The sequence below is a fragment of the Vibrio sp. Vb339 genome (assembly GCF_902751245.1).
GTDB lineage: Bacteria > Pseudomonadota > Gammaproteobacteria > Enterobacterales > Vibrionaceae > Vibrio > Vibrio coralliirubri.
Genome location: NZ_CADDIS010000002.1, coordinates 708,083 through 720,430, shown reverse-complemented (window position 1 = coordinate 720,430; position 12,348 = coordinate 708,083). Strand labels below are relative to the sequence as shown.

Genomic DNA, 12,348 nt, shown 5'->3' with positions numbered 1-12,348 from the left:
TATGGGATGATTGATGATGGAGTTAAGCATGTTCGCGAAATACTTCTGTGGATTACTAGTTTTAGTCTCTGTGCATGCATGGAGCTATACGAGTTCTGACGAGAGCCGTTTCATTCCGGCTGATTCAGAGCTCTCTTTTATGCTGATTTATCCAGAGCTGACACAGAGTATCTATCAAGACACTTCTCTGCCTATCCTTTGGGATTCTCCTGAGCTGGTTAAAGCGTTTGAGTTCCAATTGTCGCTTCTTGAACAAGCGCAAATGGCACCGCTTTTTGAACGACAACTCAAGCAAATCCGCCAGTATCAATCTCGTCGTCAATGGCAAGAGTTAGACATCTTACTCACTGATACCTTTATCTATTATCTTAGCTACGTTGAAAACGCGCCGCTTGCCGGTAAAGAGTGGTACTTCTCGGGTAAGTTGCATTCTAAATTGCCTCAACCTTCGCCACATATTTTGATGAGACTGAAAAGCAGCGTTGCTAATGATTACTTATTAGAGATGGTGTTGTCTTACGCGCCGCCTGTTGGGGACTTTGACCAATTTAAGGCGACCTATTCCGTGTTGGAAACCGCGTCTGAACTCAATATTGAACGATACAGACAGAAAGGATTGAAACGCTTGGGAGACTCGCTCTCGGACAAAGCGACTTTGGTTGAGCGTATTGCATTGGTCGGCGTTGATACCTCGATGATCGCGGTCGATTTCCCTGAGTTCGATCGAGATCTGCAAAAGGCGATTAAATCTTTCCAACGCATGCACGGCCTTACGGATGATGGGATCATCGGGCCAGACACGATCAAGTGGATCAATATGGGTTTTGATGAGCGGTTGAGTTCTTTGGCTCTGAATGCAGAACGCGTTCGTTTGTGGCCAAGAGACAGAGACTCTCTCATCGTGGTCAATGTCCCTAGCTTTGACATGAAGTACTGGGAAGATGGCGAGGAGGTGTTTGAGTCGAAAGTCGTGGTCGGCAGAAAATCGCGAAAAACGCCGCTTTTAGAGATAAACCTAGATTCGGTCATTCTAAACCCGACTTGGAACGTGCCATGGAAAATCATGGTCAAAGACATCCTGCCCAAAGTAAAAGCCGACGAAAGCTATCTTGAAACGAACAACTTCCAAGTGATTGACGGTTGGCGTTCAATGGAAACCGTCGACACCACAGAGATCGATTGGCAGACCATCAACTTCAATTCTTTCCCATATCGAATGCGTCAGCAGGCAGGCTCACGCAACGCACTAGGCTTGTACAAATTCAACACTCCCAATAAGCGCGCGATCTATCTGCACGATACACCAAGTAAAGGTCTGTTTAATGACGACTTCCGAGCTTATAGTTCAGGTTGCATACGTGTTGAGCATGCAGAAGAACTGGCTGAGTTGTTGTTTGCGACCAAGGTAAGGAAGGTACCGAACCAAAATAGCGACCTTGCACCGAATACCAAGGTTCGTCTCAAGAAGCGAATTCCAGTGCATATCATCTATCAAACCGTGTTGTTTGAAGAAGGAGGTATACAATACCGTGGTGACATCTACCAATATGACAAAGAGGGCGGTTGATTAAAATACGACCAATAAAGGTGATCTTGACCGAAAAATGACAACCAAGCTTCTATTGATAAAATTATAATGAGTATCAATAACTAACCGTGTAAAGGTTACAAATACTAACGTTTTGCACGGTTTTTGTACGTTGACGCAGCAAATTCCATTATGTATCGTGCATTTTTCGTTCGATCTAATTGGTTTTTTTGCTGTATGTCTCAAAGTTTATTTTCACGCCGTCAGTTTCTGACTTACGCTGGTGGTACTGCTGTTGTCGCCTCTCTTACTCCTTCTATCGCTTTTGCTTCATACCCGGATCAACCAAGAACGATTAGCATGAACAATCTTCACACTGGTGAACGATTAGAGACTTGTTATTTCGATGGCACTAACTATGTTGGTGACGAGATGGCACGCCTTAGCAAACTGTGTCGCGATTTCCGTCGCAATGAAATCCACCCAATGGATAAGAACCTGTTTGATCAGATCACTCAGATTCAAAACGTGTTGGGTATTCAAAAAGAAGTTCAGGTGATCTCTGGCTATCGTTCTCCGGCGACTAATGAAGCCCTTCGTTCTAAGTCGAGTGGTGTCGCTAAGAAGAGTTACCACATGCTAGGTAAAGCGATCGATTTCCGTATCGATGGTGTTGACCTTAAAGAGTTGAGAGACGTAGCGAAAAGCTTGAACGCGGGTGGTGTCGGTTATTATGCGCGTAGCAACTTTATCCATATCGATACTGGTCCAGTCCGCAGCTGGTAGCGCTAAGTTGAGTTATTGAGTGATACGGTAGGCACTTGTCAAAGTAGACATCCAATGTCATAGTTTGCCCAAATTTCAGTTTGTTCTAATAACTCGGTTTATTGCTGCTCAGTTTGTTGCTGTTTAGTTTGTTATTGTAGGGTTTGTTACCAATAACATAGCGATATTCGAGTTGTTCACCAGATTCGCTCTTTAAGGTTTGTATATGTCTCTTAAGTATCAAGTTGTACCTGTTACCTCTTTCTCTCAGAACTGCTCGATTGTGTGGTGTGATGAAACCATGGAAGGCATCGTTGTCGATCCAGGCGGTGACGTTCAACAACTCGCGGCTATCATTGAAGAACTCGGTGTTAAGGTTGTGAACTTGGTACTGACGCACGGTCACTTAGATCATGTTGGCGGTACGGTACCACTTGCTGAGATCTTGAAGGTGAATATTGTTGGCCCACATAAGGCTGATAACTTCTGGCTACAAGGTCTAGAGAATCAAAGTCAGATGTTTGGTTTCCCACTGTGTAAAGCTTTTGAACCAAACACTTGGTTAGAAGAGGGCGATAAAGTCACTTTTGGTCATCAAGTGATTGATGTGATTCACACGCCGGGCCACACGCCAGGTCACGTTGTATTGTTCAGCGAGCAAGCTCGTTTAGCGTTTGTGGGTGATGTGTTGTTTAACGGCGCAATTGGCCGTACTGATTTCCCACAAGGTGATTTCAACACGCTTATCTCTTCAATCAAGACTAAGCTTTGGCCGCTAGGCAGTGACGTAACATTCGTTCCGGGCCATGGCCCTGAATCGACATTCGGTCGCGAGCGTTCATCAAACCCGTTCGTCGCAGATGAAATGCCTCTGTACTAATTAAGCCTTTGATTAGCTGACCAATTATTTGTGTCGATTGATTGAAAATGAAGCTTAGCTTTTGTTCTGAAAGCTAAGCTTTTTTATTGCGTGTTAACTTACTGGTAAACCTTAATCAGAAAGACGTTCAGCGGCAGCCAAGTAGCGTCGAGCCAGCCCTACAAACTCTTCTCCACTCATATTCAAATCATGGGTTGATATGAAAATGTCATATCCGTGGAAGCCTCTTTGATATTTCATTCTGTTGGCAAGCATCGCCTGTAATCCAGAATAGTCTTTAATCACCGCGTTTTGACTGTTTGTCTCACTCGGTGAATCAAGGTTGTCTTGTAATTGGTTATCGTTGAAATTAACGTCGTCGGTATTCTGCGACTCTTTGTATTGGCTTAGTTCGACACAGCCACTTTCAGTACAACGCGCATGGTAATGCGATGAGTCGAGAACCATATCCTCAAAGTTGGACTCTTTGCCCGCTTGCTTGGCTCCTAAGTACAAAAGTGCTCGTTGGCTGAGCAGTAATTCACAAGTTATTTTAGGGCAAATCGAATCGAGGTAGGGAGAGTAGTCTTTTACCTTAATTCCGACCCAAGGCAGGGGCTGATGCCAACCATCTTGTTCATAAGTGCAAAGACCAATCTTTTGGATGTTACTCCATTTTAAAACCCAACCCCCTTTGTAAAAGTGCTGCTGAAAATGAGTCGGGGTGAGTGTGAACATCACTCGACTGCGCAGCATCAAATAGTAGCCGGTTCCCAGAAGCGCAATACTGCAAAAAGCACCCACGATCAGTAACTTTGGATTGTCACTGTAGAGCGCAACGATCAAGCAAATGAAGCCTAAAATAACCGCGAGGATACGGTACGAGCGAGTGAATGAAGGCAAAGAGAAATTAGTAAGGTGACGAGTGTCCATAGGCAACACCAAGTTTTCATATTTTTGTCTGGATGGATAACCAGTGTATATGACCCTGAATTGATAAGTCGATGTTTAAATAATAGACGCTAGTAGACAATATCGGTATTTTTCGTCGACTTTCGACGCTTCACTCTACAAATAGCTCCTGTTTTTTGGTATAAATCGCGCTTCAAATTTTCACCACTGCGAAAAGAGCAGTGAACTGGAGAAATATTCAATGAGACTTGCTCATAAGCGTAAGGTGCAGGCTAAACTGCAGAAACGCACTAAAGCGGCTGTAGTTAAAGCAGTGGCAACGCCGAAAAAAGCGAAGCCTGTCGCAGAGAAAGTTGTAGCAGAAAAAACTGTAGCAGCAAAACCAGCGGTAGAGAAAGCAGTAGCAGCAACTAAAGAAGTTGCAGTAGCACTGACTCCTAAGCAACAACAAGTTCTAGACATCGTTGTTAGCAATGCTGAAGGCATTAACCCTAAAGGTATCGGCCTAGCAGCTGGTCAAGAAGACGCGAAAGCAGCTTCATGGGCAACAGGCGCATTGAAAAAACTTCTTGAAGAAAACCTAGTAGCGAAAGAGCAGCTAGCAGGTAACAAGGTTATCTACAAAGCTATCTAATCCTGTGGGATTACATTCGCTTCGTTAAGTTTTTAAGCCTCGATTTTCGAGGCTTTTTTGTATCTGGCACATTATTCCAAGGCCAAGGCCAAGGCCAAGGCCAAGGCCAAGGCCTAAATCTAAACTCAAGCCAAAACCTAGGCTCTATAATCTCAATTCCAATTCGATATACGGCTTAACTGATTACTCTTGTCTCGTGTTTGAGCTTCGAATCAGCAAGCACTAAAGTAGGGCGTTAGCTAGGTAGATTAAGAGAGCAAAGCCTTGATTGTTTTCCCTAAAATACAGCAATGAATAGAGCTTTATCACGAAATGGCAATCAATTGTTAATAGTATTTAATTATTAATACTTAGGTATTTATCAATAAGCATTTTCATTATGAATGATCTCAATCCTTTAAAATCGACATTACCCACGCATCTCCTACGTAGTTCTACGTAATCCTTTGGTCTAATACGCAGTTGGTGTGCGCCCGTCGTGCGTGCTCTCCCTGATATCTTGTTGCCTCATCACGGTGCACTCTTATGTTGAATCATAAAAAATGCTCATAGAAAGAGTGTTAACCCAACAAAGGACGTGAACATGAGTCTCATTTCTAACTCCCTCACACGAGTTTTTAAAAACGTTGCAGTAACTGCTGCGGCTTGTTTAGCTTTGGTCGCTACTGGTGCTACAGCCGCTGATAAGGTTTACCGTTTAAAACTTGCGGAAACTTGGGGACCAAATTTCCCAGTTTTCGGTGATGCAACCAAAAACATGGCGGCGATGGCTGAGAAGATGTCGAATGGTCGACTGCAAATCAGAATCGATTCAGCAAACAAACACAAAGCACCTCTTGGCGTTTTTGACATGGTTAAATCTGGTCAATACGACATGGGTCACTCAGGCTCTTACTACTGGAAAGGTAAAGTTCCAAACACTCTTTACTTCACTTCTATGCCTTTCGGTATGACGCCAGCAGAACAATACGCGTGGTTCTATCACGGTGGTGGTATGGAGTTGATGGAGCAGGTTTACTCTCCACATAACTTGATGTCTTTCCCAGGTGGTAACACGGATATCCAGATGGGTGGTTGGTTTCAAAAAGAGATCAACAGCGTCGAAGATCTACAAGGTCTGAAAATGCGAATCCCAGGCTTTGCGGGTGAGATTCTTGCAGAGCTAGGTGCTAAACCGACAAACATTGCTCCGGGTGAGCTTTACACCTCTTTGGAGCGTCGCACAATCGATGCACTGGAGTGGGTAGGTCCATCACTTGATCTACGTATGGGTTTCCACAAAATCGCGCCTTACTACTACACAGGTTGGCATGAGCCGGGTTCAGAGCTTCAATTCCTAGTGAATAAGCGTACATGGAACAAGCTTCCTGAAGACCTACAAGAGATCTTGCGTGTTGCCATGCGTACAGCGGCTTACGACATGTACACACAAGCTACGCACGAAAGTGGTAAGAACTGGGTTTCAATGAAGACAGAGTACCCAGATGTACAAGTAAAAGATTTCCCGCCAGAGGTAATGTCGGCACTGAAAGAAGCGAACGATCGTCTTCTTGCTGAGCACGCTGAGAAAGATGCATTGGCAAAAGAGATTCAAGCTTCACAAGCAAGCTACCTAGAGCAAGTGCGCTCATGGACGGATATTTCACACAGAGCTTATCTAAATAGCCAAGCGAAATAATCGACAGTTGTTGAACTGAAGTTAAATGAACCCAAAGCTTTTCTTATTGAGTATTTAAGAGTGAATAAGCTGAGGGTTCATTTTAAACATAATAACTAAGCAGGATAAATCCTGTATTACGCTCAAGAACCCTTTCTACGTCGTGCCTATTGCTAGCTATAAACTGAATCGTTTTTAGTTGGGTTAGCTGTACTGCAAGATGTCTTTTCAAATTCCATGGAGTCGGGAATGCGAAGTCTAATTTATATTGAACGCGTGTTTAATCGTATTGGTGATGCACTGGGATGGCTTTCCAGTATGTTGTTTATTCTACTTATCGCTAACGTTGTGTATGACGTTGTCATGAGATATGCCTTCAATGATGTCTCAATCGCTTTCCAAGAAATGGAATGGCACCTCTTCTCAGCCGTTTTCCTATTAGGTGTTCCTTATGCCATCAAGGCTGGTGGTCATGTGCGAGTGGATGTGTTCTACGAGCAACTGAGCTTCAAGGCACAAGCCATTATTGACCTGCTCGGCACACTGATCTTTCTGATGCCTTTCTGTTTACTGGTTGCTTGGTTTGGAATTGATGTGGCCAAAGAGAGTTATAACCTTGGCGAAACCTCAGGGGATCCGGGTGGCTTGCCATATCGCTGGATCATCAAAGCCATGATCCCGCTGTCATTCTTCTTAATGGCACTCAGTGGCTTGGGTTTAATCCTGCACTCACTGAACAAGATTTTTAATCCGCACCTTATCCATGCAAACAATACTCATACAAAGAATAAGTAGAGGCTGAACATGATTGGAATAGTAATGTTTTTCGTAGCCTTGTTTGCACTTTTACTTGGCTTCCCAGTGGCGTTCACCTTTGGTGGTATCGCGTTAATCTTTGGTGTTTGGGCTGAGGGCATCGAAATGTTTGCCTTTATGCCATATCGAATTCAATCAATCATGGAAAACACGGTGCTGATGGCCGTTCCATTGTTTGTCTTCATGGGGCTTGTTCTGCAAAAGACCAAGCTTGCTGAGCAGTTGCTTGAGTCTATGGGACGACTGTTTGGTGGTGTTCGTGGTGGTATCGCAATCTCGACGGTACTGGTAGGTTCACTGCTTGCCGCTTCAACTGGCGTAGTAGGGGCTTCGGTAGTGGCGATGGGTCTTATCTCGTTACCCGTAATGCTCAAGTACAATTACGACAAAGGCTTAGCCTGCGGCACTATTTGTGCGTCTGGTACGCTAGGGCAGATCATTCCACCCTCCATCGTATTGATTCTATTGGGTGACGTACTAGGTGTTCCAGTAGGCGACTTGTTCCAAGCGGCGATTTGGCCGGGTGTGATGCTGGTCGGCGCGTACATCGTTTATATCTTAATATACGCGAAGCTACACCCTGAAGCGGCTCAACCGATTGAACGTGATGACTCCATCAGCCGTAAGCAAGAAGTGTTTAATGCACTGAAAGCGATTCTTCCGCCTTTAGCGCTCATTATTGTTGTACTGGGCTCTATCTTCGCAGGTGTTGCTACGCCAACAGAGTCAGCGGCATTAGGTGGCGCGGGTGCGATGATACTTGCACTGCTTTACGGTCAGTTTAGTTGGTCGATGGTGTACGAGGCGTCGAAAGAGACGGTGAAAGTAACCGCGATGGTATTTGCTATCTTGTTGGGTGCAACGGCATTCTCAATGGCGTTTACCTACACTGGTGGTGATTATCTGGTTGAAGAGTGGATGCTACAACTGCCAGGTGAGAAATGGGGCTTCCTGATCATTACCATGTTGGTGATTCTGATTCTGGGTTTCTTCATCGACTTCGTAGAGATTTGTTTCATCATCGTGCCGATCATTGCGCCAGTTGCTGAACTGATGGGCATCAACATGACATGGTTCGCTATCCTGATTGCGATGAACCTACAAACCTCCTTCTTAACGCCGCCATTTGGTTTTAGTTTGTTCTATTTAAAAGGCGTAGCACCTAAAGGTGTGACAACTAAGGACATCTACCGAGGCGTGATGCCGTTCATCTTGATTCAAATCCTCGTACTTGGATCACTTCTCGCTTTCCCATCTTTCTATGGAATGTGAGTGAAGCCAAGAATGTGAATGATATGTTTCAACGGCTATCTATAAATTGCTAAAGTAAAACGGCTTATTGATGTTCAGTAAGCCGTTTTTTGTGAGGGAAAGGAATGCCTCTAAAAGCCAAGCTGATTTTGCTGACGCTGCTCCCGTTGCTGCTCGTAACGGCGAGTATTAGCTGGATCTCGCTGCACCAGACTAAGACGTTAGGCGCTAAAGAAGTCGAGATCTTTAGAGATAGCCTAATCAAGTCGCGTGAAAACGCTCTCAAAGACACGGTTGACCTCGCGTTCGACGCCATAGAACACGTCTATAACGATCCAAATATCCAAGAAGCCCAAGCCAAAAAAAAAGTTCGAACCATATTGTCTAAACTTAGATATGGCTCTGATGGGTATTTCTTCGCATACGATCGCCACGGGACCAACTTGGTTCATCCAATTCAGCCAGAATTGATAGGCCAAAACCTACTCCAACTGCAAGATGAAGATGGCGACTTTCTGATAGAAGCTCTGTTAAGAGAAGCGCAAACCGGAGGCGGGTTTCACCAGTATTTGTGGCAAAAGCCTTCGACGGGTGAGGTGGTATCTAAGCTGAGCTACGCCGCTTGGTTAGAACGTTGGGACTGGATGATTGGCACAGGCTTGTATATTGAAGATGTACACCAAGAAGTGGCTTCGATGCAGGCCGCGATTAACAATAATATTGAAACCACGTTCTTTTCGATTGTGGTGATTCTGAGCGTGACGGTCGCGGTCATCATCGTGCTGACCTTGGCCATTAACATGCATGAACATCGGATTGCGGATAACAACCTAAAGGAACTGGCGCATAAGACGGTGATGTTCCAAGAAGACGAGAAGAAGCATTTAGCGCGTGAGCTACATGATGGTATTAACCAATTATTAGTGTCGAGTCGTTGCCACTTAGAACTGCTCGGTAATAAGCTACAAAATGAAGACCTTAAAGCACATTTGAATAAGTCGCAGCATTCACTGATGCGAGCGATCGAGGAAGTGAGGCACATCTCGCATCAACTTCGTCCAAGTTCATTGGATGACATAGGCTTAGAAGCGGCGTTGTCTTCGTTGTTATTAGATTTTCAGGCGCACTCGGGTATTGAAGTAGAAACCTTGTTTAGCACTCAACAGGGCAAGTTGAAATCTGAGGCCGCGACAACCTTGTATCGAGTAGTGCAAGAGTCGCTGAATAATATCGAGAAACACGCGCAAGCGACCAAAGTAACGGTTATCGCGCAGCAAATTGGTAATGTGCTGCAGCTATTGATTCAAGATAACGGTGTCGGTTTCAACACCTATAAAGCGATGGAAAAACGAGGGATCGGGCTGCGTAACATGAGAGAGCGAGTGGAGTTCATCGGTGGTGACTTTGAATTGATGAGTGAGATTGGCCTCGGAACGGAAATTACAGTGTTACTGACACTAGAGGGATTAATGAATGAGTGAAGTTATTCGAGTTGTGATTGCTGATGATCACCAAGTGGTACTGGATGGCTTTATGGCGAGATTGGAACTCGAGCCTGATATTAGCGTTATAGGTACCGCCAGTAATGGGCTAGAAGCGGTAGAGGTGGTTAAGTCTCTGCGCCCTGATGTGGTGTTGATGGATATCAGCATGCCTATCATGAATGGCATTGATGCCACCCATCTGATCAAAGAAGAAGACCCAGAAGCCAAGGTGTTGATGTTGACCATGCATAACAACCGTGAATACATCATGAAGGTGATGCAGTCGGGTGCTGTCGGCTACATGTTGAAAGAGATTTCGGCTGAAAAAATGGTGCAGGCAATCAAAACGGTCAATCAAGGATCGACCTATTTCTGTGAAAAAGTCACGCAGAATTTGTTTACTCAGCCGATTACTCCCACGCCATCGGTCAAGAATCCATTGAGCAGACGTGAAGAGGCTGTGCTGAAATTAGTCGCAAAAGGGGAGAGCAGTAAAGAGGTCGCGAAGGCGCTGAATATCAGCTATCGAACGGTAGAAACCCATAGGCAAAATATTAAGCATAAGCTCGATATTCACTCTACGGCAGAGCTTGCAAAATATGCGGTCAGCTCCGGCCTTGTGGACTGATCTTACGCTAAATAACGTTAAATGTGTAATTTAATTACTAAATGTGTAATTTACACCTCCTTTATGGAGGTTTTTTTAGTATTTTTGCGACAGGTTGATATTCTTCTTTTCGAAATTTAAGCGCCGAATGCAATGTTGCAAACTGTGCGCTGCAAATTAGAGAGGAAGCATGGAGCCTGTAAAAGATAGGTATAGTATTGAAAATACCGATTATACAGTAGGACAAGATAACGTTCAGAAATGGGGTTTTGATGTTCATAACCCAGTATTTGGAATCAGTGCAGGGGCGATCATTATCTTCCTGTTGGCACTTCTAGTCGCAGACCCTGAAACCGCAAAAGCGGCGCTTGATGGAATCAAATGGAAAGTCATTGGTAACTTCGATGGTTTCTTCATGTGGGCAGCAAACATCTTCGTAATTTTCTGTTTTGCCCTCATTGTCTCCCCGTATGGCAAGATGCGTATTGGTGGCAATGATGCCAAAGCAGAGCACTCAAACCTATCTTGGATGTCGATGTTATTCGCCGCAGGAATGGGTATTGGCTTAATGTTCTGGGGTGTGGCTGAGCCAGTGGCTTACTTCACTGGCTGGTATGAAACGCCATTAGGTGTTGAAGCTTACTCTCCTGAAGCGGCTAAGTTGGCTCTTGGTGCAACCATCTACAACTGGGGTCTTCACGGTTGGGCGATTTACGCGGTTGTTGCTCTAGCGCTTGCCTTCTTCACCTTCAATAAAGGTTTACCTCTATCAATCCGCTCTATTTTCTACCCTATCTTGGGTGATAGAACTTGGGGGTGGTTTGGTCATATTGTTGATATCGTCGCTGTGCTTGCGACGCTATTTGGCCTTGCAACTTCATTGGGCTTAGGTGCTCAACAAGCAACAAGTGGTATTAACCATGTATTTGGTACCGATGGCGGTATTGGCATGCAGCTGATTGTTATCGCAGTGGTTACTTTCTTAGCAACAATGTCAGTGGTTCGTGGTATCAACGGTGGCGTAAAGCTTCTGAGTAATGTGAACATGCTGGTTGCTTTGGGCTTGCTTATCTTCGTTACCATCGCTGGTGGCATGGCGGGCATTAAAGCAATCCCAACCGCGCTAATGGGCTACATTGAAAACTTCATTCCTTTAAGTAATCCTCATGGTCGTGATGATGAAACGTGGATGCAAGGTTGGACGGTATTCTACTGGGCATGGTGGATGTCTTGGTCTCCATTCGTAGGCATGTTCATTGCTCGTATCTCTAAAGGTCGTACGATTCGTGAATTCATCGTTGCTGTATTGTTCATCCCAACGACTGTAATCATCATCTGGATGGCTATTTTTGGTGGTATTGCGATTGATCAAGTGGCGAATAAGGTGGGTGAGATTGGTGTGAATGGTCTGCAAGATATTACACTTTCTCTTTTCCATACTTACGATGCACTGCCAATGAGCTCTGTGCTTTCCGTTGTATCGATTGGTTTGATTATGGTGTTCTTTATCACCTCGTCTGATTCAGGCTCATTGGTTATCGATAGCATTACCTCTGGCGGCAAAGTGGATGCACCGGTTCCACAACGCGTATTTTGGGCGTTGATGGGCGGCGCGATTGCAGCGGTTCTACTGTGGGTTGGTGGTACGGAATCTATTCAAGCACTGCAAGCTGGAACGGTATCAATGGCGCTACCATTTGCCTTCATATTATTGCTTATGTGCCTAAGCTTATTGCTAGGTTTACGAACTGAAAATCAATTGGTTAAGCACCAAAATGCTTTGAGTTAAAAGTATTTTTGATAAAAAGGTCGACAGGGTCGACCTTTTTTTCGTC

At 44.7% G+C, this 12,348-nt stretch carries 11 protein-coding genes; 10 read left to right on the top strand and 1 reads right to left on the bottom strand.

Features of this window, described 5'->3' with window-relative positions:
- Nucleotides 1-28: 28 nt before the first annotated feature.
- The 3 genes from HRQ85_RS11850 (at nt 29) to HRQ85_RS11840 (ending at nt 3,173) form a co-directional block, all read left to right on the top strand.
- Nucleotides 29-1,567, top strand: a complete 1,539-nt coding sequence (locus HRQ85_RS11850; RefSeq protein WP_172379695.1) for a L,D-transpeptidase family protein — start codon at nt 29-31, stop codon at nt 1,565-1,567.
- 198 nt (nt 1,568-1,765) lie between these two features.
- The gene (locus HRQ85_RS11845) at nt 1,766-2,314 is read left to right on the top strand and encodes a YcbK family protein (protein WP_048613171.1); all 549 of its coding nucleotides are present in this window, start codon (nt 1,766-1,768) and stop codon (nt 2,312-2,314) included.
- 205 nt (nt 2,315-2,519) lie between these two features.
- Nucleotides 2,520-3,173: an MBL fold metallo-hydrolase gene (locus HRQ85_RS11840; protein ID WP_172379694.1), complete on the top strand. Its 654-nt coding sequence runs from the start codon at nt 2,520-2,522 to the stop codon at nt 3,171-3,173.
- Nucleotides 3,174-3,284: 111 nt separating this feature from the next.
- On the opposite strand, the gene HRQ85_RS11835 is transcribed toward HRQ85_RS11840, so the two are convergent.
- Nucleotides 3,285-4,085: a DUF2982 domain-containing protein gene (locus HRQ85_RS11835; RefSeq protein WP_172379693.1), complete on the bottom strand. Its 801-nt coding sequence runs from the start codon at nt 4,083-4,085 to the stop codon at nt 3,285-3,287.
- A gap of 220 nt (nt 4,086-4,305) precedes the next feature.
- Here HRQ85_RS11835 and HRQ85_RS11830 point away from each other — a divergent pair, with 220 nt between their 5' ends.
- The 7 genes from HRQ85_RS11830 (at nt 4,306) to HRQ85_RS11800 (ending at nt 12,302) form a co-directional block, all read left to right on the top strand.
- Nucleotides 4,306-4,698: a hypothetical protein gene (locus HRQ85_RS11830; RefSeq protein WP_004733388.1), complete on the top strand. Its 393-nt coding sequence runs from the start codon at nt 4,306-4,308 to the stop codon at nt 4,696-4,698.
- Nucleotides 4,699-5,281: 583 nt separating this feature from the next.
- Nucleotides 5,282-6,376: a TRAP transporter substrate-binding protein gene (locus HRQ85_RS11825; RefSeq protein ID WP_048613174.1), complete on the top strand. Its 1,095-nt coding sequence runs from the start codon at nt 5,282-5,284 to the stop codon at nt 6,374-6,376.
- 228 nt (nt 6,377-6,604) lie between these two features.
- Entirely contained in the window at nt 6,605-7,150 is a 546-nt protein-coding gene (locus HRQ85_RS11820) for a TRAP transporter small permease subunit (RefSeq protein WP_253918856.1), read from the top strand.
- A gap of 9 nt (nt 7,151-7,159) precedes the next feature.
- Entirely contained in the window at nt 7,160-8,443 is a 1,284-nt protein-coding gene (locus tag HRQ85_RS11815; protein ID WP_029235146.1) for a TRAP transporter large permease, read from the top strand.
- A 104-nt stretch (nt 8,444-8,547) separates the two neighbouring features.
- Nucleotides 8,548-9,903: a cache domain-containing protein gene (locus tag HRQ85_RS11810; RefSeq protein ID WP_050621238.1), complete on the top strand. Its 1,356-nt coding sequence runs from the start codon at nt 8,548-8,550 to the stop codon at nt 9,901-9,903.
- On the top strand, nt 9,896-10,534 hold the full coding sequence (locus HRQ85_RS11805) for a response regulator transcription factor (RefSeq protein ID WP_017060961.1): 639 nt from the start codon (nt 9,896-9,898) through the stop codon (nt 10,532-10,534). The genes HRQ85_RS11810 and HRQ85_RS11805 overlap by 8 nt, the downstream gene beginning before the upstream one ends.
- A 169-nt stretch (nt 10,535-10,703) precedes the next feature.
- Nucleotides 10,704-12,302: a BCCT family transporter gene (locus HRQ85_RS11800; protein WP_172379692.1), complete on the top strand. Its 1,599-nt coding sequence runs from the start codon at nt 10,704-10,706 to the stop codon at nt 12,300-12,302.
- The last annotated feature ends 46 nt before the right edge of the window (nt 12,303-12,348 follow it).